At 47.9% G+C, this 25,815-nt stretch carries 29 protein-coding genes; 23 read left to right on the top strand and 6 right to left on the bottom strand.

Features of this window, described 5'->3' with window-relative positions; all coding sequences use genetic code 11:
• Positions 1-24 precede the first annotated feature (24 nt).
• The 16 genes from NKT06_RS08570 to NKT06_RS08645 all read left to right on the top strand — a co-directional run bounded on the left by NKT06_RS08570 (position 25) and on the right by NKT06_RS08645 (position 12,289).
• Positions 25-1,026 carry a beta-ketoacyl-ACP synthase III gene (locus NKT06_RS08570; protein ID WP_253432629.1) on the top strand — a complete coding sequence of 334 codons (1,002 nt, stop codon included), beginning with the start codon at positions 25-27 and terminating at the stop codon, positions 1,024-1,026.
• Complete coding sequence (locus NKT06_RS08575) at positions 1,016-2,308, top strand: ATP-grasp domain-containing protein (RefSeq protein WP_253432633.1); 1,293 nt, start codon at positions 1,016-1,018, stop codon at positions 2,306-2,308. The genes NKT06_RS08570 and NKT06_RS08575 overlap by 11 nt, the downstream gene beginning before the upstream one ends.
• Complete coding sequence (locus tag NKT06_RS08580) at positions 2,305-3,300, top strand: NAD-dependent epimerase/dehydratase family protein (protein ID WP_253432636.1); 996 nt, start codon at positions 2,305-2,307, stop codon at positions 3,298-3,300. Before NKT06_RS08575 ends, NKT06_RS08580 begins: the two co-directional genes overlap by 4 nt.
• Positions 3,294-4,154, top strand: a complete 861-nt coding sequence (locus NKT06_RS08585; RefSeq protein WP_253432639.1) for an MBL fold metallo-hydrolase — start codon at positions 3,294-3,296, stop codon at positions 4,152-4,154. Before NKT06_RS08580 ends, NKT06_RS08585 begins: the two co-directional genes overlap by 7 nt.
• A complete protein-coding gene (locus NKT06_RS08590) occupies positions 4,151-5,473 on the top strand; it encodes a F390 synthetase-related protein (RefSeq protein ID WP_253432643.1) in 1,323 nt (440 codons plus the stop codon). The genes NKT06_RS08585 and NKT06_RS08590 overlap by 4 nt, the downstream gene beginning before the upstream one ends.
• Positions 5,474-5,537: 64 nt before the next feature.
• Positions 5,538-6,458, top strand: coding sequence for an SDR family oxidoreductase (locus tag NKT06_RS08595; protein WP_253432646.1), 921 nt, complete (start codon positions 5,538-5,540; stop codon positions 6,456-6,458).
• Positions 6,459-6,502: 44 nt separating this feature from the next.
• Positions 6,503-6,655: a hypothetical protein gene (locus NKT06_RS08600; protein ID WP_253432651.1), complete on the top strand. Its 153-nt coding sequence runs from the start codon at positions 6,503-6,505 to the stop codon at positions 6,653-6,655.
• 18 nt (positions 6,656-6,673) lie between these two features.
• Positions 6,674-7,255, top strand: coding sequence for a DJ-1/PfpI family protein (locus NKT06_RS08605; protein ID WP_253432655.1), 582 nt, complete (start codon positions 6,674-6,676; stop codon positions 7,253-7,255).
• A complete protein-coding gene (locus tag NKT06_RS08610) occupies positions 7,252-7,830 on the top strand; it encodes a GNAT family N-acetyltransferase (RefSeq protein ID WP_253432657.1) in 579 nt (192 codons plus the stop codon). Before NKT06_RS08605 ends, NKT06_RS08610 begins: the two co-directional genes overlap by 4 nt.
• Positions 7,827-8,711: a serine/threonine-protein kinase gene (locus tag NKT06_RS08615; RefSeq protein ID WP_253432660.1), complete on the top strand. Its 885-nt coding sequence runs from the start codon at positions 7,827-7,829 to the stop codon at positions 8,709-8,711. Before NKT06_RS08610 ends, NKT06_RS08615 begins: the two co-directional genes overlap by 4 nt.
• A 90-nt stretch (positions 8,712-8,801) precedes the next feature.
• Entirely contained in the window at positions 8,802-9,173 is a 372-nt protein-coding gene (locus tag NKT06_RS08620; protein ID WP_367399852.1) for a hypothetical protein, read from the top strand.
• A 2-nt stretch (positions 9,174-9,175) separates the two neighbouring features.
• A complete protein-coding gene (locus NKT06_RS08625) occupies positions 9,176-9,892 on the top strand; it encodes a GNAT family N-acetyltransferase (protein ID WP_253432663.1) in 717 nt (238 codons plus the stop codon).
• On the top strand, positions 9,892-10,362 hold the full coding sequence (locus tag NKT06_RS08630; RefSeq protein ID WP_253432667.1) for a GNAT family N-acetyltransferase: 471 nt from the start codon (positions 9,892-9,894) through the stop codon (positions 10,360-10,362). The genes NKT06_RS08625 and NKT06_RS08630 overlap by 1 nt, the downstream gene beginning before the upstream one ends.
• 66 nt (positions 10,363-10,428) lie before the next feature.
• A complete protein-coding gene (locus tag NKT06_RS08635) occupies positions 10,429-10,815 on the top strand; it encodes a hypothetical protein (RefSeq protein WP_253432670.1) in 387 nt (128 codons plus the stop codon).
• Positions 10,816-10,930: 115 nt separating this feature from the next.
• Complete coding sequence (murI, locus tag NKT06_RS08640) at positions 10,931-11,713, top strand: glutamate racemase (protein WP_253432674.1); 783 nt, start codon at positions 10,931-10,933, stop codon at positions 11,711-11,713.
• 24 nt (positions 11,714-11,737) lie between these two features.
• On the top strand, positions 11,738-12,289 hold the full coding sequence (locus NKT06_RS08645; RefSeq protein ID WP_253432677.1) for a histidine phosphatase family protein: 552 nt from the start codon (positions 11,738-11,740) through the stop codon (positions 12,287-12,289).
• Between the two features lie 69 nt (positions 12,290-12,358).
• On the opposite strand, the gene NKT06_RS08650 is transcribed toward NKT06_RS08645, so the two are convergent.
• Positions 12,359-12,721, bottom strand: coding sequence for a DUF423 domain-containing protein (locus NKT06_RS08650; protein ID WP_253432680.1), 363 nt, complete (start codon positions 12,719-12,721; stop codon positions 12,359-12,361).
• A gap of 66 nt (positions 12,722-12,787) precedes the next feature.
• Positions 12,788-13,717, bottom strand: coding sequence for a type I pantothenate kinase (gene coaA, locus NKT06_RS08655; RefSeq protein ID WP_253432685.1), 930 nt, complete (start codon positions 13,715-13,717; stop codon positions 12,788-12,790).
• 194 nt (positions 13,718-13,911) lie between these two features.
• Between coaA and NKT06_RS08660 the strand changes: the two genes are divergently transcribed.
• From NKT06_RS08660 to odhB, 6 genes are all read left to right on the top strand, one after another.
• Entirely contained in the window at positions 13,912-14,700 is a 789-nt protein-coding gene (locus tag NKT06_RS08660; protein WP_253432688.1) for a DUF3891 family protein, read from the top strand.
• 230 nt (positions 14,701-14,930) lie between these two features.
• Positions 14,931-15,440: an 8-oxo-dGTP diphosphatase gene (locus tag NKT06_RS08665; RefSeq protein WP_253432691.1), complete on the top strand. Its 510-nt coding sequence runs from the start codon at positions 14,931-14,933 to the stop codon at positions 15,438-15,440.
• A 26-nt stretch (positions 15,441-15,466) separates the two neighbouring features.
• Positions 15,467-15,832 (top strand): YybH family protein, encoded by a 366-nt coding sequence (locus tag NKT06_RS08670; RefSeq protein ID WP_253432694.1) that lies wholly within the window; start codon positions 15,467-15,469, stop codon positions 15,830-15,832.
• Between the two features lie 245 nt (positions 15,833-16,077).
• Positions 16,078-16,563, top strand: coding sequence for a GNAT family N-acetyltransferase (locus tag NKT06_RS08675; RefSeq protein WP_253432697.1), 486 nt, complete (start codon positions 16,078-16,080; stop codon positions 16,561-16,563).
• A gap of 620 nt (positions 16,564-17,183) precedes the next feature.
• The gene (locus NKT06_RS08680; protein ID WP_253432700.1) at positions 17,184-20,057 is read left to right on the top strand and encodes a 2-oxoglutarate dehydrogenase E1 component; all 2,874 of its coding nucleotides are present in this window, start codon (positions 17,184-17,186) and stop codon (positions 20,055-20,057) included.
• 5 nt (positions 20,058-20,062) lie between these two features.
• Entirely contained in the window at positions 20,063-21,334 is a 1,272-nt protein-coding gene (gene odhB / locus NKT06_RS08685) for a 2-oxoglutarate dehydrogenase complex dihydrolipoyllysine-residue succinyltransferase (protein WP_253432703.1), read from the top strand.
• A gap of 132 nt (positions 21,335-21,466) precedes the next feature.
• On the opposite strand, the gene NKT06_RS08690 is transcribed toward odhB, so the two are convergent.
• The 4 genes from NKT06_RS08690 to mnmL all read right to left on the bottom strand — a co-directional run bounded on the left by NKT06_RS08690 (position 21,467) and on the right by mnmL (position 25,194).
• Positions 21,467-22,447 carry an alpha/beta fold hydrolase gene (locus NKT06_RS08690; protein ID WP_253432706.1) on the bottom strand — a complete coding sequence of 327 codons (981 nt, stop codon included), beginning with the start codon at positions 22,445-22,447 and terminating at the stop codon, positions 21,467-21,469.
• Between the two features lie 41 nt (positions 22,448-22,488).
• A complete protein-coding gene (locus NKT06_RS08695; protein ID WP_253432708.1) occupies positions 22,489-23,466 on the bottom strand; it encodes a type I phosphomannose isomerase catalytic subunit in 978 nt (325 codons plus the stop codon).
• A gap of 189 nt (positions 23,467-23,655) precedes the next feature.
• Complete coding sequence (gene mnmM, locus NKT06_RS08700) at positions 23,656-24,240, bottom strand: tRNA 5-(aminomethyl)-2-thiouridylate-methyltransferase MnmM (RefSeq protein WP_253432711.1); 585 nt, start codon at positions 24,238-24,240, stop codon at positions 23,656-23,658.
• Complete coding sequence (mnmL, locus tag NKT06_RS08705) at positions 24,241-25,194, bottom strand: tRNA modification radical SAM protein MnmL/YtqA (RefSeq protein WP_253432713.1); 954 nt, start codon at positions 25,192-25,194, stop codon at positions 24,241-24,243.
• A gap of 317 nt (positions 25,195-25,511) precedes the next feature.
• Between mnmL and NKT06_RS08710 the strand changes: the two genes are divergently transcribed.
• Positions 25,512-25,712 (top strand): hypothetical protein, encoded by a 201-nt coding sequence (locus NKT06_RS08710; RefSeq protein WP_017689675.1) that lies wholly within the window; start codon positions 25,512-25,514, stop codon positions 25,710-25,712.
• The last annotated feature ends 103 nt before the right edge of the window (positions 25,713-25,815 follow it).

The raw sequence follows: 25,815 nt of genomic DNA on the forward strand, positions 1-25,815 counted from the left end.
GATGAACAGAAAGAGGTTGGGGAAATGCAACTTAGAAGAGTACGGATTGCGGGAACAGGGAAGTACCTGCCTGAACAGGAGATCACCGATGAGGAACTGGATCGCCGCTTGGGGGTGCCTGCGGGCTGGGTTAGCAAAGCCACAGGTGTAGGTGTACGCCATTATGCTTCGGGTGAAGAAACCTCGTCCTACATGGGTGCCAAGGCGGCCGAAGCTGCACTTGCGGATGCAGGATTACAATTCAGTGATATCGACTGCCTGGTGTGTACCAGTGGCACGAAGGAACAACCGTTGCCAAGTACGGCGGTATTTATCCAGCAGGCCATGGGGCAGCAAGATTCAGGCGTACCTGCTTTTGATATGGATGCAACCTGTCTGAGTTTCCTCAACGGACTCGATGTGATCTCCTATATGGTAGACGCCGGACGTTACCAGCGAGTACTGCTCGTAGCCACCGAGATTGCCTCAGCGGGACTAAATTGGTCTGATAAAGAGAGTGCGGCCCTGTTCGGAGATGGAGCGGCCGCCGTTATTATTGAACGCTCGCCTGAAGGGTCATCCTCACAGATTGTGCATGCTTCCCTTCGAACCTACAGCCGAGGTGCTCGCTTCTCGGAGATAGCAGGTGGAGGTACACGGCTGCATGCTTCAAATTATAATGCAGATCAGCCTGAACCTTACCTGTTTCATATGGATGGACAGGCCATCTTCCGGATGGCTTCCAGACTTTTGCCCGAATTCATTAGTGATATGTTGCAGGCTACCGGGAATCAGATGGAGGATTTCCGATTGGTGATTCCCCATCAGGGGAGTGCCATGGCGATGAGACTGATCCGTAAGAAGCTTGGCATTGCTGAAGATCGGTTTATGGACATCACACGAAATCACGGCAATACAATTGCGGCATCGATCCCGATGGGTCTGCATGAAGCGATTAGACAACAGCGTATTCAGCGGGGAGATCGGGTGTTGATGATTGGCACGGCTGCCGGATTATCATTGGGAGGACTCATTTTTGACTACTAGATCTGGGGAAACCGGACATCGTACAGCTGCTTCTCTTCGTGTGCTGCTTACAGGTGGAAGGGCTCCCGTTACGCTCGATCTGGCACGTATGCTTCATCGGGCAGGCCATCGGGTCTATGTTGCGGAGAGTGCCGTACGGCATCTGACCAGATCATCCAGTGCAGTGGAACAGTGCGCTGTGGTCCCATCGCCGCGTCATAATACACGTGCTTATCTGGAAGAGCTGGAACGGTTGGCACAGGATTGGCAGATCGACCTGCTGATCCCCATGTGTGAAGAAGTCTTCTATGTTGCTCAAGGGGCAGACAGACTGCGTGCATATTGCCGTGTGCTGGTTACAACTCTGGAGCAGCTGCATGCGCTGCACCATAAATATGGTTTTATCCAGCTTGCAGGTTCACTCGGTCTTTCGGTTCCGGATACACGTCTGATCAACAGTCGGCAGGAATGGACGGAAGCTCAGTCTGTTCTGGGAGAAGAAGGAGATTGGGTATGGAAACCGGTGTATTCCCGCTTCGCAGCCAAAGTTCGCATGCCAACACTCATAACCGATGACGCTGGGGCAGGGACGGTTCAGGAAGGAAGCGTAAGCGAAAAGAAACATCGACATTTACGTAACGATCCTCCGGAAGAAGGGGAATTATCCTCTATTTCACCTTGGGTTGCACAGGCCTTCATTCCGGGTCAGATGTTATGTACATACAGCATAGCCCACGAAGGGCAACTGGTTGCGCACGCCACTTACGACAGCCGCTACCGCACAGGAAGTGTGGGGGCCAGTGTGTTTTTTGAACAGGTGGAACATGAGGGTGCCCTTGCATGGGTGAGACAATTTGTGCAGGCAACAGGTTTTAGTGGACAGATTGGGTTTGATTTTATAGAAGGTCAGGATAGGCAAGTATACGCAATTGAATGTAATCCGAGGGCAACGAGTGGGATTCATCTGTTTCACCCCGGAGATGACTTGGTGCGTGCACTAACTGAACCGGAGACGTTGGTCGAGGAAGGAAGAATGGTCACGCCCGCACGGGGCAGTAAAGCCATGCTGATGCTACCCATGTTGGGTAACGGACTGCAGCAGATTTTCTGCCAAGGGAAGCTCCGGGCATGGGTAGCTGCCTGGCGTGGAGCCAGGGATGTGGTCTATATGCGGCAGGATATCCAGCCGTTATTTGAACAATTTGCAGTGGTGCTGACCGCCTGGCGTCTGGCAAGATCACAGAAGTTCTCGCTGACGGAAGCTTTGACTCACGACATAGAATGGAACGGTGAACAACAATGAACAGAGCATTGGTTACAGGAGCTACGGGATGCCTGGGCAGGCATCTCGCGATACGACTTGCAAAAGAGGGATGGGAAGTCACGGGCATGGGCCGACAGCCAAAGATTGGTGCAGAACTTGAGTCGGCAGGAATCCGATTTCTGAATGGAGATATACGGGATGAGGCGGCAGTAAATGTAGCGTGTACGGGGCAGGATGTGGTCTTTCACTGTGCGGCGCTATCATCACCATGGGGGAAGTATAAGGACTTTTATAGCAGTAATGTGGAAGGGACACAGAAACTCATGGATGGCTGCCTGCATAATGAGGTACAGCGATTCATACATGTCTCGACTCCAAGTATTTATTTTAACTACATACCGCGATTTAACGTACATGAGAATGACCCGTTGCCATCCAGACCAGCCAATCATTATGCAGCCACAAAGCTTCTCGCGGAGCAGGTTGTGATGGAGGGGCATGCGAAGGGACTTCCGTCGATCATGATTCGACCGCGAGCTATCTTTGGTCCGTATGATCAGACGTTATTTCCCAGAATTGTCGCAGCGAACGCGAAATCAGGCGTGCCGATGATCGGCGGGGGACAGGCATTAATCGATCTGACAGGTGTGGATAATGTGGTGGACGCCTTATTGTTGTGCCGTGATGTTGATGCCACAGCACTCGGCAGAGCCTACAATATCTCCAATGGTGATCCAAGGGCGTTTAATGAGTTGGTAACCAGCCTGTTTCGTATGCTGGATATGCCGCTGCGTCGCCTTAATATTCCTTATCGGATGGCATATGGTGTGGCAGCGTTGCTGGAGCGAGTTCATGGCTATATTCCTGCGTTGGGTGAACCCGCGTTGACACGGTATACAGTCGGCTCTTTGTCCATCCCGCAGACGTTGGATATTACGGATGCACGGGAGCAATTGGGATACGCCCCTCGGGTGTCTATTGAAGAGGGTTTACAACAATTTGCAGACTGGTGGAGGGCTGAATCATGCTGACGACAACTCCGGTAGAACTATATCTGGGTGCGGCAGGTTACTGTACACATCCAGAGTTTCTGACGCTGCGGGGTGGTCGGTTGAAGCCGGTGCCTTTCCCGGCAGGTTTTGCCTGCATCATTCACCCTGTACATGGACCAATCCTGCTGGATACGGGATATAGCTCCCGCTTTTTCACGGAAACGGCTCATCTGCCCAATGCACTGTATCGTCATATTACACCAGTAGTTTATCGTGAAGAGGATAGTGCCGTTCATTTTTTGGCTGGGCTTGGGCTGAAAGCTTCGGATATTCGGTATATCATCCTCTCCCATTTTCACGGCGATCACATCGCGGGTGTGAGAGATTTCCCGGAGGCACAATTCATCTATCTGCCAAGGGCTTATGATGCTGTGCGCTCCCTTGGTTCGATTGCGGCTGTGAAGGCAGGTTATCTGTCCGGGTTGCTGCCTGAGGATTTTGCGGACAGATCATTGCCAGTTACGCGTCAGCCTGAGCGATGGACGAGAGCTGGAGAGGAGTTCCCTTTTGATGAGGTCTACGATATCTTTGGCGATGGCAGTCTGCTGGGGGTGGATGTATCCGGTCATGCGGAAGGCATGATGGGACTCCTGTTGCGTACAGAAGAACATGATTATTTCCTGTGCGCGGACGCAGTGTGGTCGAGTCGGGCTTTTCGTGAACAGCGTAGGCCGAATATTCTTGCTGGTATCATTATGTCTGATCGACAGGAATACCACCGTAACTTTGACAAGTTGGTTCAGCTGCATCAGCAGTTTCCCCACATTCGGATTGTACCGAGCCATTGTCGAGATGTGCTGGACGCTTGGGGCACAGGAGGGCAGGACTTATGAGCAATCCACTTCGTATTGTGGTTCATTATGCGCTTGCACGTGGGCTGCGAACATGGAAAACGCGAGAACAACTGGAGCGCTGGCAAGAGCGCCGGATTATTCGACATGTCCATCAGATCCGTGCCCGATCTCCGTTTTATCGGAAATGGTGGGGTGGCGTGGACGCATCCAACTGGAGAAGTTTTCCATTGATTGACAAATCAATCATGATGCAGAACTTCGATACACTGAATACGGTGGGCATTACCAAGGACGAAGCGTTGGCTCTTGCAGGTGAGAGCGAAGAAACGCGTGACTTCAAACCCTCCTTTCAGGGAGTGACTGTTGGATTGTCCTCGGGTACGTCAGGGAACCGGGGGATATTTCTGGTGAGTGATCGGGAGCAGGATGCCTGGACGGGCACGGTGCTGGCCAAGTTGCTGCCTGGTGGACTGTGGAAACCTGCGAAGATTGCGTTTTTCCTGCGGGCCAACAGTAATCTGTATGAATCGGTGCAGCGTGGCAAATTGCAGTTTCAGTACTTTGATCTGCTGGAGCGTGTGGAGACCTTGGTGAAGCGACTTGAAACCTACCAACCTACCGTGTGGGTGGCTCCTCCATCCATGCTGCGTCTGTTGGCGGACGCATATGTGGCAGGCCATCTGACCGCTGTACCCGATAAAATCATCTCTGTTGCCGAGGTGTTGGACCCTCTGGATCGCAAGATACTGGAGCAGGTCTTCGGACAGACCGTTCATCAAGTCTATCAGTGTACAGAAGGGTTCCTGGGAGCAACCTGTCGTTATGGCACACTGCATTTGAATGAGGATATAGTCCATATTGAAAAAGAGTACATGGACCCCGCCACCCGGCGGTTCGTGCCCATTATTACGGACTTCTCCAGAACATCACAGCCGATCATCCGATATCGGCTGAATGATATTCTGACCGAGGCGGCGATGCCATGTGCCTGCGGTTCCCCGTTTACCGCCATTGAGCGGATTGAAGGCCGCTGTGATGACACGCTTTATTTTACACAACTACATACGGGTGAGGCGGTGCCGGTCTTTCCGGATTTCGTCACCCGTTCGGTCATTGCGGCTTCGCCAGAGATTGAACATTATCGTGTGGTGCAGCAAGAGGACGGGACGATGGAAGTATCCCTTCGGCTTGGCGGGAGCGCAGTGCTGGAGCAGGTGGAGACGGATGTGCGGGGTGAACTGATGAAGCTGGGAGAGCGCCTGGAATGTACCTTACCTGAGATCAGATTTGTTCCGTATACATTTGAACCGGGAATTACGAAACTTCGCAGGGTCGAGAGACGACATAGCGGGGTATAAGGAATTCAGTAGTCGAGAGGTAGAGGTAGGAGGACAGCAATTACTTGAGGGAGGAAGGTGACGCATGACAGTACAGGAACATCAAACCGAAGCGGGACAGGGACGAATCGACACAGCTTCGGATGTAGTGAAGAAGAGGAAGGATGGAGCAAACGCTCCTGTGGCCTTAATTACAGGTACATCCAGTGGTTTTGGTATGCTTACCGCAATCACTCTTGCCAAGCAGGGATATCGCGTGGTTGCTACAATGCGTGATCTGAGTCGAAGAGAAGAATTGGTGAAACTGGCTGAACAGGCGGGGTTAGCTGAACGTTTGCAATATGTACAACTGGACGTAACCGATGCTGAATCCGTGCAGAAAGCTGTAGAGAACGTACTTATTAATAATGGCCGAATCGACATACTGGTGAACAATGCAGGATTTGCGGTTGGCGGGTTCATTGAGGAAGTATCGATGGCGGATTGGCGGCGCCAGATGGATACGAATCTGTTTGGGTTAATCGCTGTGACACGTGCGGTCCTGCCTGTGATGCGTGAACAGAAGCAGGGGTTAATTGTTAACTTGTCCAGTGTCAGCGGGTTGTCCGGTTTTCCAGGATATGCTCCATATGCTGCCTCCAAATTCGCTGTGGAGGGATTCACGGAAAGTCTGCGGCATGAGATGTCTTCGTTTGGCGTTCGCGTAGTATTGGTTGAACCGGGTGCTTATCGTACGCCGATCTGGAATAAAGGTTTGGGTGAGATTCACCGGAGCGAGGACTCTCCGTATAAGCATAAGCTGGATGCGGTTCTTCGTTATTCCCAACATGCGAGCGAGACGGCACCTGACCCACAGGAGGTAGCAGATCTGATCGGACGAATTGCACGGATGCGTGCACCAAAGCTCCGATATGCGCTGGGAAAAGGATCGCGTGTGCTGATCATAGGTAAAGCATTGCTACCGTGGAAGTGGCTGGAATGGATCATTGCCCGTGGATTAAAATAGAGATAGGTACCAGTCAACATTGCATAATTTCCGAAAGGGAGGGATTGACCATCTTTGAATTCACCGTAATTATTTTACTTCTTGCGATTGTGGTTCTGCTCTTTCGCATCAACAGCAAGCTGCCGGAACGTGATTGGGTGAAGGAAGCGATGGAACGGGATCGGAATCAGAAACATAACCAGGATGCTCCAAATTAAAATAAGCGGAGGTTGCCAATGAAAATTGCATTCGTTTTGTTTGATGGACTGACTTTCCTTGATTTTGCAGGGTTTTATGATGTGATCAATCGGTTGAATTTCTTTGAACAAACCAAAGGAACAACGTGGGAAACCTGTGCAATGACAGATCAGGTCACGGATGAGTCTGGTTTAACGATGAAGGTGGATCGAGTGAAGCCTGACCTATCGGAATATGATCTCGTGTTTGTCCCCGGAGGCATGGGAACGCGTAAGCTTCGATACGACGAGGCATTTGTAGGTTGGCTGAGACAGGCTGCGTCTGTACCTTTGAAGGTTTCGGTGTGCACAGGCTCTCTGCTATTGGGTGCAGCTGGTTTTTTATCCGGCAAAAAAGCAACAACACATCCTTATGCATATGATTTGCTTCAGCCGTATGTCGATGAGGTGATTCAGAAGCGGATTGTAAAAGATGGAAATGTAATTACGGCCGGTGGAGTAGCCACGTCCATTGATCTGGGGATTTATGTTGTTGGGTTGCTTGCAGGACAGGAAGCGGCAGCAAATGTGAAACTCCAGATCGATTATCCTTATGAAATGGAGGGAGTGGTCGAAGAATGAACGAAAATGGAAAGCAAGAGACCTATATCATTCGCAATATTAAGCGGGATGAAGCAGACGTATACTGGCCTTTTCGACTGGAAGCACTGAAAACACATCCTGAAGCCTTCGGGGCTTCCTTCGAATGGTCCATTCAGATCCCCATGAATGAAGTGCAGGAACGCATACATAACGAGCCCGACGATTATATTCTGGGCGCATATACAACAGAAGGAACATTGGCGGGAATGATGGGTTTCAAAAGGGAACACGGCCTGAAACTCAGGCATAAAGGCATGATCTGGGGCGTCTATGTTGCTCCGCTATATCGGGGATGTGGGCTGGCTTCGCGCATGCTCAGCGAGGTGCTGGATCGGGGAAGACATCTGGAGGGCATCAAACAGATTAATCTGAGTGTAGTTACAACCAATGAATCAGCCAGACGTTTATACGAGCGATATGGATTTGAAGTTTATGGCATCGAGCGTAACGCATTGGAGGTCCATGGTCAAGGATATGATGAAGCGCATATGAATTACTTTTATACGGTGCATTCGACATGGAATGAGGATATCACAGCAGGAGGTGTCCTATGACAGGTCAAGTTGAACTTGAGATCGACGGTATCCCCTTTGTCTTGAAAGAGTCTCATTCATTTGATTGGTTACGGCCCATGGGTACGGTCTTTCGAGTATTCGATCAGCAGGATTCAGGCAATCTCTCCTTCGGTATCATGCAAAAGGATGGAAAGAGATTGTTTGTTAAATATGCGGGAGCACATACCATTCATGCGAATCATACAGGAAGTCCCCCGGAAGCCATTCGTAATCTGAAATCATCTGTTTCGGTCTATGAAGATTTGGCGCATGACACGTTGATCCGATTAACGGATCATTTTGCGACGGATGAGGGCTATGCCTGTGTATTCGATTGGGTGGAGGGGGAGAATCTTCATAATCACTGGAAATTTCCGCCTCCGGCCAAATATGAAGATCCTCGTTCCCCCTACTATCAGTTCAGACAACTACCGGTGAAGACAAGGATTGGCGCGATGGAGCAGATTCTTGATTTTCATATCGAGGTGGAGCGGAGAGGTTATGTGGCTGTTGATCTGTATGACGGCAGTCTGATCTATGATTTTGACAAGTACGTCATGAAAATTTGTGATATAGACTTGTATCGAAAGGGCTCTTTCATCAATACCATGGGGCGTATGTGGGGTTCTTCTCGTTTCATGTCTCCAGAGGAATTTGAGCGGGGTGCACTCATAGATGTGGTTACCAATGTATTCAATATGGGAGCCATGGCATTCGCGCTGCTAGGTGGGGAGAAAGACCATTCATATGATAGATGGGATGCCGGAGAGGCTTTATATCAGGTTGTGATACGTGCAGTCAGCGCCGATCGGTCCCAGCGGTACACATCGATTGCGGAAATGGGTGAGGCTTGGAAACAAGCTGTGATGCAAGATCGTTGATTCTTGTGAAGGGGATATTCGCAAATATGCAAAATCCATTCGTATGTGTGCGAGAAATACCGTATAATGGAAATTATTAAGGGGGTGCAGATGATGTGCAGATATGCCATGTCGGGACCATACAAAGACATCTATGCATGCTTCAATTGTCGCAAATCATTTAAACAAGTTTCCAGATACGACCTGGGCCCAGAAGTGGTGGCACAACTTGAATATAAATGCCCGCAATGTGCTGCGTCTATGGTTAGCATGGGACAGGATTTCCAGGCGCCTAAACAAAATGATACCAAACAATGGACCAAAGTGATGATTCTGTATCGCCATGGTTATACCTTTCATAATTGTGGGTGCGGGGCTGGATATCGCCCGGCTGATTTACGTGAATTATCCGCTTTTCTGGAGCAGCAAGAAGCTGGTAAAGGCAGTGAAGGCAAACGATTATTGCAAAGGTTAAGTTCATAGTTATGGCTCCTACATCGAACCTGTCGTCTATGGAAATGTTGAAGATACAGGCGGGCACGTTATATACAATCAATGAGCAGCAGCGTCTATTAAGCATTAACGAGCCGGGTGGTGGGCAGGCTCCAGCCATTTTTATCGGCATGACTTCTGCCGGTTCACTGATCTATTACCATGAGCAGTTACCGCCGGATCTGATGGATGAATTGGGTAAGAATTGCGAGCTTCCATTGGATATTCCGAAACTGATTCGAAAGGTGGAGACCTTTGAGCCAGTTAACCATGTGTGGATGGGACCAGCCTATGCCTTTCCTGAGTCATCTGACGAATGGAATCAGCAGGTTCAGTTGATTGGTCAGGAGCAGTGTTATTTGCTGGCAGAGCATTTTCCTGAATTAACAGATCACTTGCATGAAAAATGGCCTGTTTCGGCTTATGTTATTGGTGATTCTGCTGTGGCAGTGTGCTGCTCCGCAAGGCTCTCCGAACATGGGGCGGAAGCAAGTCTTTATACGGCACCTGGCTATAGAGGACATGGGTATGCAGCGGAGACGGTAAAATGTTGGCAGTATCATGTCAAGGAGCGTGGACGCATGCCAATCTACAGTACATCTTGGGATAATCTCGCTTCCCAGCAAGTTGCCCGTAAACTGGGATTAATTCAGTTCGGTGTGGATTTCAGTATCACAACTGTGGAGTTGAGGAAGGGCTGTGATGTCTGATGATCCGCACTTTCGTACAAAAGGATCTGCAGTATGTCATTGAAGCGCATATTCGAATCTATCGAGATGAGTATAATTATGATGATAGCTTTGCCGAATTTATCACGAATGCGGTGAATTCGTTTGCACTTTCAGGTAATCATGCGAGGGAGATGTTATGGATCGTTGAGTTAGATCAGACTTATTCCGGCTCCATAGGAATTACTCATGTGAATGAACATACGGCTCAACTGCGCTGGTTTCTGATCGAACCGGAAGCACGTGGTGCAGGCTGGGGCGGAAAGCTTATCCAACAGGCAGTTCTTTTTGCAAAAGAAAAAGGCTACACATCCGTGATCCTGTGGACCAATAAGTCTTTGATCGGCGCGCGTAGATTATATCAATCTGTGGGCTTTGAAGTGAAGGAAGTCCGCAAGCAGTTTTTATCGGGGCGGGAGCTTACCGAAGAAAAATGGGGGCTTGCGCTGTAGTTGGTCAGTGGCTTGAACATAAAAGCGACATCTATTGGGTTAACTCGTTTTGAAGGGAGTGGTACAGTGAATCGCAGAAGACTGATTCTGGGTCTGTTATCCGTATGCACAGCCTTGATGGTAGCAGCGTGTTCGACTCGGACGGAAGAACAGGTATTGTCAGCAACCATTGCAAGCAATCTACAGCAGATCGTTAGCGACCCTGTCGTCCTGACCAGCAGCAATCCCAATGATTATATTACTGCTAACCGGGAGGCTTACGAGGACATTCTGAATATGGGTGAGGAAGGACTTCTTCTCCTGTTACAGCAACTCGAATCCAGTTCGGAGAACGGTCTCAAGGAATGGATCATGGCTCAGGCAAGTAGCGAAATGCTTGGAGAGCACAACCCTGTAGAGACGTGGCATAGTGGCAAGGACTGGCTCAGGCAGTATAAAATAAACGTAGAATAATGGTTCATCATCCTAGTGTGTGATGAGCCGGAAGTACAAACCTCACCTCCAGTCAGCATGAGCAGCATTGAGAGGTTCTTGGAACCCGAAATAATACATTATAGAGGTGAAATCCTTGAATAAGAAAATTGCTTTTTTTGATTCAGGCATCGGTGGTTTAACCGTTTTGCATAAGGCATTACAACAGTTTCCAGAAGAAAAATTCCTGTATTACGCAGATACCTTGCATGTCCCGTATGGAACCAAGTCTGCAGATGAGGTTAGAGGACATATTTTTGATTGTGTGGAAGCCATCGTTCAGGAGGATGTCCAAGCAATCGTAATTGCTTGTAATACAGCAACCAGTCTGGCTGTTAAAGATCTGCGCGCCAAGTACGATATCCCGATCATTGGTATGGAGCCTGCGGTGAAACCAGCCGTGGAGATGAATCGTGAGAGTGGGAAGAGAGTGCTTGTATTTGCCACGGCCCTCACCTTGAGCCAAACCAAGTATAACGAACTGGTATCGCGTGTTGATGATCACCACAGTGTGGATTCCATTGCGCTTCCGGAACTTGTGGAATGGTGTGAACAGCTGGATTTTGATCCGAGTAAAATCGCTGATTATTTCCGGTTCAAGCTGGCAGATCTCGATCTTCAGGTGTATGGCACAGTGGTGCTTGGTTGCACGCATTATCCATTCTATACGTCCATTCTGCGCACGGTTCTGCCAGATCATATACAGATTATTGATGGCAGTACAGGCACCGTGAAGCATCTGAAGCAGCGGCTTGGACTGGTGGCTCAGCATGGAGACAGAATTGGGGAACAGGTCACTTTCTTCAGTTCAGCAGGCCGACCGGAAGAGCAGGAGAAGATGTACAGGGCACTTCAATATCTTGAGAAGAACTCCATGTAGGTTACACCATAGGAGGTGATCGCTATGCAGTCCATTTATCTTATCCGTCACGCCAAGGCCACAGGGCAGGAACCCCATGCAGAGCTTACAGATGAAGGGATCAGGCAGGCCGAAAAACTTGCAGATATCTTGGCTCATCAATCCATAACGTATATTGTTTCCAGTACGTGGAAAAGGGCTGTTCAGACGGCTATGCCGCTGGGCATAGCAACGCTGCAACATATACATACGGATGAACGTCTCCAGGAGAGGATACTTAGCTCTCTTGATCTGCCTAACTGGATGGATGTACTAAAACGTACATATGATGATGTGGATTGGATGGAAGAAGGCGGGGAATCTTCGAGAAACGCGGCTGCAAGGGGGGTGGCACTACTGGAAGAGTTGTGGAGCAGACCTGAACAACACGGGGCTGTGGTTACACATGGGAACTTGTTATCACTGCTTATTCGTGAGTATGAACCATCCTTTGGCTATGAAGAGTGGGCTAAACTTTCTAACCCGGATGTGTATGTGCTGGAAAGACAACGGCCAGATGCAGGGCAGCTCACCATTCGCAGAATCTGGACAGATTAAACAGGAAAAGAGTGCTCCAGCGATAGGATATCAGCCAGAACACTCTTTTCGTTTATTCATAGGGAATGTTTATAATGCGGCAATCATGATCATAACCCATCCAGCCAAAAATGCGACTCCGCCAAGTGGCGTAATGGCTCCCAATTTGCGAACACCCGTAACACTTAAAGCGTACAGGCTGCCAGAGAACAGGATGATCCCGGCGAACATCAGCCATCCGGCAAACATGACGAGTGAAGAGGATTCGAGACGGTCTGCCAGCAGTCCAATCAGGATGATCCCCAGTCCGTGGATGAGGTGATATTGAACGCCGGTTTCATAGATTTTGATCATGTCAGCGGATAATTTGCGCTTGAGCGCGTGTGCACCAAAAGCACCCAAAGCAACAGCCAAGAACATCATAATACTGCCGAGTATAATCAGGGTTTGCAATGTGTTTTTCTCTCCTTTTAAGGGTAATTAGTTATAACATCAAGGTTTATTTTGCACGAGTGTTGTCTAGAGTTTGCGCAATTGAATCTGCCCAATGGAGTGATCGGCTTCCTTTTTCAGAATTAGTCTGGCACGCCCTTTGGTTGGCAAAATGTTTTCATGCAGGTTTTTGGCATTGATATCCTGCCAGATCTGGTTGGCGGTACGCACGGTTTCTTCTTCATCAATATTGGCGAATCGTTGATGGAAAAAGGAATCCGTGTCCTGGAATGCCGTATTGCGGAGTAGCTTGAAACGCTCAACGTACCAGTGTCTTATATGCTCTTCTTCTGCATCAATGTAGATGGAGAAATCGAAGAAATCACTAACCAGCAAAGGCGTTTCTTTTTTGACCTGAAGTACATTGATGCCTTCGATAATGAGAATATCCGGTTGACAGATCTGCATCTCTTCCCCTTGAATGACATCGTAGGCGAGGTGAGAGTACACCGGTGCTTTCACTTCGGGCTTGCCTGATTTCACATCGCCCATGAACTGAATCAGGGATTTGATATCATAGCTTTCCGGGAATCCCTTGCGGTTCATAATGCCCTTCTCTTGTAGGACAGCGTTGGGATATAAGAAACCGTCGGTTGTGACAAGGTCAACCTTCGGACTATTCTTACCTCGGGCGAGCAGTGCCTGAAGCAAGCGGGCCGCTGTACTTTTGCCCACGGCAACACTTCCCCCGATTCCAATGATGTAGGGGGTGGGGAGAGCTTCTTTTTTCATAAAGGAGGCCGTTAGTCGATTCAGCTCTCGTGAAACTCTTGCATATAGGTCAATAAAGTGGGTAAGAGGCAAATATATATCTTCGACTTCTTGAATCGATACCTCTTCATTCAATCCCTTTAACTGTTCTAATTCGGCTTCCGTCAGTGGAAGAGTGGTCTGATGTTCTTTAAGTTCAGCCCATTCCTTGCGGTTAAACTCGATGTAAGGAGAGTATAAATTCATGAGATCCCGCTTTCTGTATGTAATATAATTGTGGACACAACCTTTAGTGTACCAAATTTCAGGAAACTGACAACACCTTTACATTGTGCATTCCATAATGCCTTTCGTGCAAATGGAGCGAAAACCAACTTATAGGAAAGTTTAACCCAATTTATGTTAAAGTCAACGTATACCATGCGGAAGGGTGACAGCATATGATCATATATGAGAGAGAGCATGATTTTGTTTTGACCGCACAGCATGAGCATGGATTAGTAGCCGGAGAGATGGCTTCTCACTGGAAAAACGAATTATTAGCCGATGCTGCGCATCGGGATGAATTAATTCTAGCGGCGAGAGAACATGACCGGGGCTGGATTGAGTTGGATGCTGCTCCATTCTGGAATGATTACAGTCAATCGCCGTATTCGTTTCGTGACTTTCCATTGCGTCCGCGTTTTGTATTCTACCATAAAGGGATTGAAGAAGTTCGTCAGAAAAACCTCTACGCCGGATTATTGTGTAGCTTGATGTATACGGAACTGTTTCAGAAAAATCTGGGGGCCAATGCTCAGGATGATGATGACATCCGAGATTATCTGCAGCAAGAACACGAACGTCAGCTGGATTGGGAGAAACAGCTTGGTGGTGATGCTGAAGCACTGAAACAGAGGCTGCAAAGTGATGTGGAGATCATGCTTTTCTGTGATCAGCTCAGTTTGTTTCTCTGTATGGAGGAACCTGGAACACCTGCTGCGCGTTATGATTTTTTTGCAGAAGGGCTCAGTTGTACGTTTGATGCCTGTTCCAGACAACCAATTCAGGCAGAGTGGTTATCCAATGAAAAAGTTGGCCTGTCTTTTTTCCCGTTTGATGAGGACTTTACCGTCGTTTTGCCTTACAAATCGGTGCCAAAGGCAAGTATCCGCAAATTCGGTATTCAACAGGCTTACCGCCGGGCTGAATGGAAGGAACGGCGCGTGTTGATTACGGAATTGAACTGAGAACTGGAATCGCCAAGCTAGAGGAATGAGCAGCATAGAATATCACAAAACAGGCGGGCTTCTGATGTACAGGGCGTCCGCCTTTCGTATGCATATATATCATCATGGACTATACTGAGGAACCGGTGAAAATACCAATAAATCAGCGTGGGAATAAAGAAGGAAAACACAGGTTATTCCCAGAAATGTTAGTGTACAGCAGAGAAGCGCATGTTAGCAGGAGGACGAATATGAGCACCAGAATAGAGATATTAACAATGTGTATGGTATGGGACAAAATGAATGATCAGGTGTTATTAATGAATCGGCCGGATCGCAAAGGATTTCCGGGATACATCGCTCCTGGGGGAAAGGTAGACTTTCCGGAAAGCATTGTGGATGGTGCCGTGCGGGAGGTTCTGGAGGAGACGGGTTTAACGGTCAATGAGATTACGTATAAAGGACTTGATGAGTTCTGTGATCCCGAACAAGGGTTACGATACATGGTATTTAACTATCTGGCGACTTCATTCGAGGGTCAATTATTGCAAGATCCGCCCGAAGGCGAACTGTTATGGGTGCCTATGAAGCGGGTATTCGAGCTACCTATGCAGGACTGGTTCGCTGAACGTCTCCCACGTTTTTTCCAGAACGGTACGTTTGAGCGGAGCGTAATCTGGGAGAAGTCATCCGGACGTACGCTGCAAGAGACATTTATGGTGTATAACGATTCCGTTCTTGAACAGCGTGGGGTTCGATAAGATAAACGTTAAAGGGAGAGAAGATCATGGGATACCAGCATGCCCTGGAAGGATACATTGCAGCGACGAATACACATCAGTTTCATGAAGTGAGCAAATGGTTATCGCCAGATGCCGTATATTGGTTTACAGGAACGTCCTGTACTACCCCAGACGACATTCGGGCTTATTTTGAGAACGCTTGGGAAACAGTCAAGGAAGAAGTCTACAGTGCTGAAGAGGTTAAGTGGATTACGACTAGCAAAGATCAGGCAGTTTGTATTTATACCTACCACTGGAAGGGGATTTATCAGGGCGAGCTCGCTTATGGAAAGGGGCGGGCAACGAATGTGTTTGTTGCTGGGCTTGATGGAGAATGGAAATTAATCCATGAGCATTTAAGCTTGGGTTAGGATAAAAATAATGCCTCATAATGTATCATCCATATCTATATATTTATATCCAGATATTATGATATAATGAAGTTTACTATTTTTATGGGAGATGACTAGTCTGTGAGTAATAGTGTGTGTTTAATAATAGATTGAGTAAACTAGTTTGTTGAAATGAAGAATGATATATTTGTGGATTTGCCATACATAGGCTTCTGCAAACAGGACGTAAATGAATATTGTACGATGAAAAGGTGGAGATTGGCATGAAATTGTCGTTCCGGATTTTGGACTGGGAAGAAGAGAGACCGTACGAACTTTTATTGATGGCTGATCCTTCAAAAACAATTGTGGATGAGTACCTGAGTCGGGGTGTTTGTTTTATTGCCGAGTATGAAGGAGAGATGGTTGGAGAGTTCGTATTGCTCAAGACTCGTCCGGAGACTGCCGAGATTGTTAATATTGCTGTACAGGAAGAACTGCAGGGACAAGGTGTAGGCAAACACATGATTAAGGAAGCGATGGAAGCTGCACGCAGATTAGGCTGCCGGATTCTCGAGATTGGGACAGGCAACTCCAGCTTTCATCAATTGAAGTTATATCAACGTTGCGGTTTCCGCATTATCGGGGTTGATCGTGATTTCTTTGTGAGGCACTATGAGGAAGAGATTATAGAGGATGGTATCCGTTGTGTGGATATGATCCGTATGGCCATAGATCTGGATGCTGTTACAGATGATGAAGAGAAATAGAAGTATTCGCTGAGTTGAATTTGCTGAATTCAAAGAAGCTGCTCGGATAATTTAGTCTGGGCGAGCTTTTTTCAGTTGGTCTCCTGAAGAAAACCCCAATTATTTGTTGATTGTGATGTCAATTGGTTAATGTTTAACTGGACGGTTTGTTTTTGAACATAATGGACCACAATTTAATTAAGGAGGTAAATGGGAGATCGTATGCCTATTTTGTTGTAATTAAGCGTTCGTTGTTCTATCCAAATTGCTCGATTTATTCGATTCATCTAATTTATGCATCAATTGAGCTAAAAATAGGAAATGCTCCTGAGCGTAAAAGTTTATAGAATAGATATTAGAACACGGACTTCACTTGAAGAAGAGGAGAAAGTGTAACCTTCGAACGGATCAGGACAGTATTCGACATCTGTGCGACGGTATATACAATCATTGTTTTACTTTGATTTTGAAAACGCAGACAAACCTTGACGGGAGCGTCGGACTAACGTTACTACCACCAACAGCACGATTATTGGACTTCATGAAAAATTTCGCTTAAAATGTTGAACGAACGCAAATTACGGCTTAGTCAATGATTTCCGTCAAAAACTTATGACTAAATCAAGACGGAGGGAACGTCGATGACGATCGTGGAAGGCAACAAGAAGCCCTGGGAAAGTTACTATGGCCCCAATATGGGATACGTACAGGAACAGTATGAATTATTTGCTCAAGACCCTGGTTCGGTTACACCGGCCTATCGTGAACTATTTGAACAATGGGGTGCACCGCCAATGTCTGGCAAGGATGCACGCACAACCTCGAATTCCGGCAACGCCCAATCGGCTTCCGGAAGCGTAGACATTCAATTATTACAGAAAGCGGTTACAGCAGGTAAACTGGTATGGAATATTCGTACGTATGGTCACCTTGCTGCAGACATAGATCCGCTTGGAATCAGTGAAGATACAGATACATCTTTGCTGGAGCCTCAGCATTTCGAATTAAACGAAGAAGATTTGAAAGCTTTGCCTGCTTCGCTGATCTGGGAAGGTGCAGATGGGCAGACAGCAACCGGTTGGGATGCAATCCAGCGCTTGCGTCAGATATACACTGGACCCATGGCCTATGAATTCAGTCATGTACACGAAGTTCAAGAACGTGAGTGGTTGAATCGCCGTGCGGAATCCCGTACTTCACCAGCTCCGCTTACGCCGCAAGAACGTAAGGCTTTGCTGGAACGTTTGGTTGAAGTTGAACAATTTGAAGATTATCTTCACAAAACATTTGTTGGACAGAAACGTTTCTCCATCGAAGGTAACGATGTGCTTGTACCGATGCTGGATGAAGCTGTCCGCATCATGGCAGAAGCCGGATCAAGCCACATTTTGATGGGTATGGCCCACCGTGGACGGTTGAATGTACTGGCTCATGTTTTGGGCAAACCGTACAGCAAAATTTTCTCTGAATTCCATCATGCTCCGAACAAAGACCTGGTTCCTTCGGAAGGTTCGACGGGAATCAACTACGGTTGGACGGGGGATGTCAAATATCATATGGGTGCCAACCGTTTTGTAAAAGACGGGGAAACTGTGCAGGCCCGCCTGACTCTGGCGAATAACCCGAGTCATCTGGAATACGTCAATCCGGTTGTACAAGGGTTTGCACGTGCGGCACAGGATGACCGTCGTGACCCTGGATATCCGAAGCAGGATGTAACGAAGGCAGCTACCATTTTGATGCACGGTGATGCAGCATTCCCTGGAGAAGGGATCGTTGCAGAGACGCTTAACTTCAAAGCACTGCCAGGATATCAGAATGGCGGAACCATCCATATTATCGTCAACAATCGTCTGGGTTTCACTACAGATAGCGGTGATTCCCGTTCAACGTACTACGCAAGTGACCTTGCCAAAGGGTACGAAATTCCGATTGTTCACGTTAATGCGGACAATCCGGAAGCTTGTATTGCAGCCATTCGCATGGCAGCAGAGTATCGCAATCGTTTCAAAAAGGATTTCCTGATCGACTTGATCGGTTACCGTCGCTACGGTCATAATGAAACCGATGATCCCGAAACGACTCAACCTATCGTTTATGACAAGGTGAAGAACCATCCAACGGTAAGCCACTTGTATCAAGATCAGTTGAAGCAGGAATCGGTTATCGATGATGCGTCCATTACAAGCATTCGCGATGGAGTAACGAACAAATTAAAAGAAGCTTATGACCAGATGAAGAAAAATGAAGTACATGAATATTACCAACGGAAAATCAGTGAGCCGGAAGCTGTTACGATTACGCCTACTGCCGTACCATTGGAGAATCTGCGCAGCATTAATGCGGACCTGCTGAAATGGCCTGAGAACTTCAATGTGTATCCAAAGTTACAGCGGATTTTGCAACGCCGGAGCACTTCTCTGAACGAAGGGGAAAAAGTGGATTGGAGCCTTGCGGAGACACTCGCATTTGCAACCATTCTGGCAGATGGCAAGCCAATTCGGATTAGTGGACAGGATGCCGAGCGCGCTACATTCGCTCATCGGAATCTGGTACTGCATGATTCGGAGAATGGAGCAAAGTTCTGCCCATTGCATCACTTGCCACAGGCAAGAGCATCCTTTGCAATCTATAACAGTCCGTTGTCTGAAGAATCCGTTGTTGGATTCGAATACGGATATAACGTATATTCACCAGATACACTGGTTATCTGGGAAGCTCAATTCGGAGATTTTGCCAACTGTGCACAGGTTATTTTTGACCAGTTTGTATCAGCGGGTCGTGCCAAGTGGTCTCAAAAATCCAGTCTGGTTATGTTGCTTCCACATGCGAATGAGGGTCAGGGGCCTGAGCATACGAGTGCCCGTCTTGAGCGCTTCCTGCAGCTTTGTGCAGAAGATAATATGACGGTTGCGAACTTGTCGAGTGCTTCTCAGTATTTCCACTTGTTGCGTCGCCAAGCTTCGTTGACTGAAACGGAAGATGCCCGTCCACTTGTGATGATGTCACCGAAAAGTCTCATCCGGAATCCGCGTGTTGCATCACCGGCAGTGGAATTCAGTGAAGGCAAGTTTGAGCTTGTGCTTGAACAAGCTGGGCTGGGTACGCAGCCTGATCGCGTGGAGCGCATTATTCTGTGCAGTGGCAAGATTGCCATCGATCTTGAAGATGCTTTTGAAAAAGATAAAGCAGATTGGTCATGGCTTCACATCATTCGAGTGGAACAGCTATATCCGTTCCCGGCAGAAGAGATCAAACGTATCCTTGCACGTTTCAGCAATGTAAAAGAACTGGTATGGGTACAGGAAGAAAACAAAAACATGGGTGCCTGGACTTACATGGAGCCTCGTCTTCGTGAAGTTGCTCCGGAAGGCACAACCGTTAGATACGAAGGTCGCCCGGAACACGCAAGTCCTTCCAGCGGTTATCAGCTTGTGCATAGTATGGAACAGCAACAGATTATTACATCTGCGTTGAAACAAACGACGAAGAATAATATTCCACTGGGGAGGTAACAGCTGTGAGTGAAATTAAAGTACCTGCAATGGGTGAGTCAATAACTGAGGGAACTGTATCCAGATGGATGGTTAAAGAAGGGGATACCGTTAATCAGGGTGATGTGCTTCTTGAACTGGAAACGGATAAAGTAAATATTGAGATCAGCGCAGAAGAAAGTGGTGTGCTGGAGAAGATCATTCGTCAGGAAGGAGAGACGGTAGAGATCGGTGAAACGATCGGTACACTCTCAGCTGGTTCTGGAGGAGGAAGCGGTGCACCCGCTTCCGAACCGGCAGCAGCTGAAGAGAAGAAGGCCGCTACTCCAGCGCCTGAAGCTCCAACACCACCAGCACCTGTTGCGGCAGCACCGGAGTCATCCGATAGTGCCAAGACGGCTTCACCGTCTGCACGTAAGCTTGCACGTGAACGTGGTATCGAGTTGGATCAGGTTCAGAGTAAAGATCCAATCGGACGGGTATATCAGGACGATGTGAAGAGCCATAACAATCAGGCGCCTGCTCCTGCTGCTCCACCTGCGAATAAAGCTCCTGCGGCACCAAGTGCTCCGGCAGCTGGAAGTTCCACCTATACCAAACCAGTGGAGCGTCAGCGGATGTCTCGCCGCCGTGCGACCATTGCCAAACGGCTGGTAGAGGCTCAGCAGACAGCAGCCATGTTGACTACGTTTAATGAAGTTGATATGACTGCGATCATGGATGTGCGTAAACGCCGTAAGGACAAGTTCAAAGAGAAACATGAGATTAACCTGGGCTTCATGTCCTTCTTCACCAAAGCGGTTGTGGGGGCTCTGAAAAAATTCCCTACAATCAACGCAGAGATTGATGGCGAAGATGTTGTGCTCAAAAAGTATTATGATATCGGCATTGCCGTATCTGCGAAGGAAGGACTGGTTGTACCGGTTGTACGTGATGCCGATCGTCTGGGCTTTGCCGAGATCGAGAAGAGTATTGCGGACCTGGCATCCAAAGCTCGCTCCAACACACTGGCGTTATCTGATCTGCAAGGTGGAACGTTCACCATCACCAATGGTGGAACATTTGGTTCCTTGTTGTCTACGCCAATTCTGAATACACCTCAAGTGGGTATTCTGGGGATGCATAAGATCCAGCTTCGTCCAGTGGCAATTGATGCAGAACGGATGGAGAACCGTCCAATGATGTACATCGCGTTGTCCTACGATCACCGGATTATCGACGGTAGTGAGGCTGTACGTTTCCTCGTGACCGTGAAAGAACTGCTTGAAGACCCGGAATCTCTGTTAATTGAAGGTTAATCCATAACGTTTGATCATGGCTATTATTCATATCAGTTAACAAGAAAACCCCTGAACTGGAGCGCAGCGTGAGCTGTACATCCGATTCAGGGGTTTCTTTTGCTTTTGCTCTTGGTATGTTGTCTCCGACTCTTATATAGAGTCAGCCGTCTCAGTAGGGTTCAATGGACTAGGGTGTGTATTCGAGCCAGGGGTATTCCGCTCTAGCCAGTTCACAACGTGCTGAGCCACTTCTGTTCGGTTGATTTCATGCAGCATTTCATGGCGTCCATCCGGATACAGGCGATACTCAATATTCTCCAGCTGAAGCTTCTTATACTGCGAGACCAGATTAAGAACGCCTTTGCCATGAAGGCCGACAGGGTCCTTCTCACCTGAGAACAGATATACGGGTTTGTGTTTGGGTATGCGCTCCATATTGTGTGGAAGATGGACTTCAAGCAGCAATTTGAAGAAGTCGCGGAAAAAACCTGCTGTACAGACTGCTCCGCACAGGGGATCATCAATGAATCGCTGAACCTCTTGGGAGTCGCGCGACAACCAATCAAACGGTGTCGTTGCAGGGCGGAAAGAACGGTTAAATCCACCAAATACAATCGCGTTGAGCAGCATGCTGGGATGAGTAGCCCCCTGAATGCCGCATTGCAAGAAGGCCAGCTTCTCACCAAACCGGAGCAGACCGCGTCTGCCGTTTGTCCCGGATAAAATAAAGGCATGGTACTGCTCATGACCAGCGTACATGAGATGTTGTACCAAGAATGAGCCCATGCTATGTCCCATTAGAAACAGGGGCACCCCAGGATTCTCCTTGGCGGCTACTTCGCCCAGATTGATCATATCACTTGCCATCCAGCGGAACGCATCGATACCAGCATTACCGAGTAACTTGGCATTCTCCACAGTTTTGCCATGACCCCGATGGTCATTGGCATAGACCGCATAGCCACTTTCAGTAAGAACGTTGGCAAATTCCGCGTATCGGGCTGCCGTCTCGCCCATGCCATGTGCAATTTGCACTACCCCTTTAACGTCGCATTCCGGATCGGGAAGCCAGCGGTACACATGAATACGGGTACCTTCACTAGCGACCAAGGCAAAGGTAGATTCCTGCATCTCGTGTAATTCCTCCTTCACAGGTTACATATAAGCTTGATTTATGGCAGATAAGAGCGAAGAACAGTGGTATTTCCATCTAATGTATAAGACCCCAGATTGGCTGGCAAGAGATAACATTGTCCAGCTTTCAATTCAATGCGGTCTGATTCAGCATGTGCCCACTCCAAAGTGCCTTCTCCTTCACAGACAACGAGAATCGTGAAGCTGTCAGGATTGGTGGAGAGTTCCCACCGTTCAGTCACAATCCCTTTTTCCACCACAAAATAAGGGCATTCCGCAAGCTTGAGCCATTCACCGGGAGTAGCATTATTTGTTTTCATCGTTGAGGCACCTGCGCCCTCATAGGCGGTGACATTTAATGAGTCTTCAACATGCAACTCACGTGGTTTGCCATCCAGCCCTGGACGATTGTAATCGTATATCCGGTACGTTGTATCCGAGTTTTGCTGAATCTCGGCGACAACAACACCTGCACAGAGCGCATGCACTGTTCCGGCAGGGATAAAGAACGTATCACCAGCTTCCACAGGTACCTGACGAAGGGTATCCATCACCGTACCGTTCTCCAATGCTTCTTTTAATGTTGCCCGATCAACGCCTTCATTCAAGCCGTAGATGATGTGTGCGCCCGGTTTTGCGTCGAGTACATACCACATTTCTGTTTTGCCAAGTTCGCCAGGAGGAAGTGCCTCATACTCGTCTGTTGGATGAACCTGAACGGATAGGTCATCGTTGCAGTCAAGCAGCTTAATTAGAAGGGGGAAGCGTCCGCCTTTTTCGGAAACGCCTTTGGTTCCTAGCCATTCGGTGCCCAGTTGTTCACGAACTTCATCCAGACCCTTGCCGGCAAGTGCTCCATTTAATACCTTGGTTGTACCGTTTGGATGATCCGCAATCATCCAGCCTTCTCCGATATGTCCTTCAGGGGGCGTAAGGCCGAATTGCTCCAGCGCACGACCGCCCCACACACGTTCTTTGAATTCAGGTTGGAATTGTAATGGATATGGCGTTGACATCAGTAATCTCTCCTCTAGTATATGAAATGGTGGGTCGCTTTAATCAGTCATGGGCATGTAAAAGCCATGAGCAAACAAGTGAATACGTTTGCATATGTAGATGTAGAACACAGATCGCAGTAAGAAAAAGCCGTTAATAGCTCGCCTTGCGATTGTGTCTAGTTTATTGTATTTGGTGAACAAAAGAAATTATTTTTTCTCGATTCCGATCAGAAAAGGAGAAGTTTCTCGCTGCAATTGGCGATACATCACAACCTGTGCCTGTTCCACCGGCAGGGCAGATGACCATTCCAATACGGCTGCCGCTTCCTGTGCGCCTCCGTCATGACCGGGGTAGAGCACAACCGTAATGATTCCACGAGGGCGTAATAAAGTGAGTGCAGCCTCGAGTGCAGCGATCGTGCTGTCAGTCTCGGTGATGATGGAGGAATCTGCACTTTCTGAAGGCAGGTACCCCAGATTGAACATAACTGCACCAACCGCACCAGACCATGACTCAGGCACCGCTTCTGCCATTCGATCATGGCTTAGTTGAAGCATGGAGATGGAGCCAAGATTGGTTTCGTCATTTTGTTTTCGAATCCGGGCCTGTGCCAGCGTGAGTGCTTCACTTTGAATATCGAATCCAATGACTTGACCACGCCTGCCAACTTGTTGTGCCAAAAATAGTGTGTCTGCTCCTGTACCAACCGTTGCATCTATGGCCAGATCACCTGGCTGCAGACGGGAAGCAATCCACTGATGTGCACAGCTGAGAACTGAAAGAAAGCCCATCTATGCTCGCCTCCAATACTTACCTTGCCATGAATCCCGCTCTACCAGCTCACGATCAATGGAGTTTAACACTTCCCATTTGTTCAGGGACCACATTGGTCCAATCAGCAGATTACGCGGTGCATCGCCTGTAAGGCGGTGTACGATCATTTCTGGTGGGAGCATCTCCAATGTATCTACGATCAGCTTGATATACTCGTCCTGATCCAGAAAACGTAAAAGACCAGCTTCATATTGCTTCACCATCGGCGTTTTGCGCATCAGATGCAACAGGTGAATTTTAATGCCCTGTACATCCATATTGGCGACTGCCCGTCCAGTGTCGAGCATCATCTCATGCGTCTCTTGAGGCAGACCATATATGATATGTGTGCACACACGTATATTTCGTTTGCGCAGTTTCTCAACCGCTTCTTCGTAACACTTCGTGTCGTGTGCCCGATTAATTAAAGTTGATGTGGAATCGTGGATCGTTTGAAGCCCCATCTCAACCCACAGGTAGGTGCGCTCGTTCAGTTCAGCCAAATAATCAACAACGTCGTCTGGCAAACAATCCGGGCGAGTGGCGATGGACAAACCAACAACACCTGGTTGCTCTAAAATTTCTTCAAAATATTCGCGAAGCTCCTCAACCGGAGCATACGTGTTCGTATAGGCTTGGAAGTAACCAATATAATGGGCTGTAGGCCACTTGAGGTGCTGTTTATCTCGAATCGTATTGAACTGGGTAACCAGATCTTCACGTCTGTTGCCAGCAAAATCGCCTGATCCACGCGCACTGCAGAAGGTGCAGCCACCTTTGGCAATGGAACCGTCACGGTTGGGACAGGTGAATCCTGCATCCAGCATCACTTTGAAAACCTTATTGTTAAATTGATCTCGCATCTCATAATTCCAGGTATGGAATCGTTTATCTCCCCACAGGAGAGGGGACTGTAATGCAGGTGCATTCATCTTCAAGGTACTCCTTTGGCTGTCTAATTACAGTAATCATACGTGAACAAAAGAAGAAGCGCTATGCGATTTCCGTCATAGACGATGGATAGCGATTATAGGTGTCTTCATGAACTTTTATCATTGTATCAAAAAACTAAAAAAAAAGGGAACCGAAACGCAAAATAGGCCGTAAAATCAAGGTTTTCTCCTTGCTATAGTTTACACCTTATGTTATATTTAAATCAGCGTCAGACACCATCTACTGGGTACTATTCATCATAGCATTTGAATCAATGTTGACGTCATGGACCATACTATACCGTGAGGTGATATGAATGAATTCCCAAGTTAAAAACAAAGAATTGAATCATGTGTCTGTTGAATTGACGGCAGAAGAAGCACTGGCTTTAACAGGTGTTCGTTTTAATGGAAATCCGAAAGTGAAAGCGGCTGCAAGACAAAAAGTTCGCGATGCTTTCGAAAAGACATTTGATTTTTCACACCAAGATAAGGTAGACTATGAACTACTAAAGTAGTTGGACCCCAATTCCAAATAAATCGAAGAGGGAATCTTTGAGATTTGCCCAAAGTGGCAGATCCGAAGATTCCCTTTTCATTGCTCTTTACAATTTGCCAGTT

It is taken from the genome of Paenibacillus sp. 1781tsa1, assembly GCF_024159265.1.
GTDB lineage: Bacteria > Bacillota > Bacilli > Paenibacillales > Paenibacillaceae > Paenibacillus.

Coding starts and splice junctions, on each gene's coding strand:
- NKT06_RS08610 (WP_253432657.1), top strand. CDS start 7,252: ATGAACGAAAATGGAAAGCAAGAGACCTATATCATTCGCAATATTAAG.
- NKT06_RS08615 (WP_253432660.1), top strand. CDS start 7,827: ATGACAGGTCAAGTTGAACTTGAGATCGACGGTATCCCCTTTGTCTTG.
- NKT06_RS08625 (WP_253432663.1), top strand. CDS start 9,176: ATGGCTCCTACATCGAACCTGTCGTCTATGGAAATGTTGAAGATACAG.
- NKT06_RS08660 (WP_253432688.1), top strand. CDS start 13,912: ATGATCATATATGAGAGAGAGCATGATTTTGTTTTGACCGCACAGCAT.
- NKT06_RS08645 (WP_253432677.1), top strand. CDS start 11,738: ATGCAGTCCATTTATCTTATCCGTCACGCCAAGGCCACAGGGCAGGAA.
- NKT06_RS08690 (WP_253432706.1), bottom strand. CDS start 22,447: ATGCAGGAATCTACCTTTGCCTTGGTCGCTAGTGAAGGTACCCGTATT.
- NKT06_RS08695 (WP_253432708.1), bottom strand. CDS start 23,466: ATGTCAACGCCATATCCATTACAATTCCAACCTGAATTCAAAGAACGT.
- NKT06_RS08605 (WP_253432655.1), top strand. CDS start 6,674: ATGAAAATTGCATTCGTTTTGTTTGATGGACTGACTTTCCTTGATTTT.
- NKT06_RS08590 (WP_253432643.1), top strand. CDS start 4,151: ATGAGCAATCCACTTCGTATTGTGGTTCATTATGCGCTTGCACGTGGG.
- NKT06_RS08595 (WP_253432646.1), top strand. CDS start 5,538: ATGACAGTACAGGAACATCAAACCGAAGCGGGACAGGGACGAATCGAC.
- NKT06_RS08665 (WP_253432691.1), top strand. CDS start 14,931: ATGAGCACCAGAATAGAGATATTAACAATGTGTATGGTATGGGACAAA.
- NKT06_RS08710 (WP_017689675.1), top strand. CDS start 25,512: ATGAATTCCCAAGTTAAAAACAAAGAATTGAATCATGTGTCTGTTGAA.
- mnmL (WP_253432713.1), bottom strand. CDS start 25,194: ATGAATGCACCTGCATTACAGTCCCCTCTCCTGTGGGGAGATAAACGA.
- NKT06_RS08680 (WP_253432700.1), top strand. CDS start 17,184: ATGACGATCGTGGAAGGCAACAAGAAGCCCTGGGAAAGTTACTATGGC.
- mnmM (WP_253432711.1), bottom strand. CDS start 24,240: ATGGGCTTTCTTTCAGTTCTCAGCTGTGCACATCAGTGGATTGCTTCC.
- NKT06_RS08570 (WP_253432629.1), top strand. CDS start 25: ATGCAACTTAGAAGAGTACGGATTGCGGGAACAGGGAAGTACCTGCCT.
- NKT06_RS08630 (WP_253432667.1), top strand. CDS start 9,892: ATGATCCGCACTTTCGTACAAAAGGATCTGCAGTATGTCATTGAAGCG.
- NKT06_RS08675 (WP_253432697.1), top strand. CDS start 16,078: ATGAAATTGTCGTTCCGGATTTTGGACTGGGAAGAAGAGAGACCGTAC.
- NKT06_RS08620 (WP_367399852.1), top strand. CDS start 8,802: ATGATGTGCAGATATGCCATGTCGGGACCATACAAAGACATCTATGCA.
- coaA (WP_253432685.1), bottom strand. CDS start 13,717: ATGAATTTATACTCTCCTTACATCGAGTTTAACCGCAAGGAATGGGCT.
- NKT06_RS08670 (WP_253432694.1), top strand. CDS start 15,467: ATGGGATACCAGCATGCCCTGGAAGGATACATTGCAGCGACGAATACA.
- NKT06_RS08580 (WP_253432636.1), top strand. CDS start 2,305: ATGAACAGAGCATTGGTTACAGGAGCTACGGGATGCCTGGGCAGGCAT.
- NKT06_RS08585 (WP_253432639.1), top strand. CDS start 3,294: ATGCTGACGACAACTCCGGTAGAACTATATCTGGGTGCGGCAGGTTAC.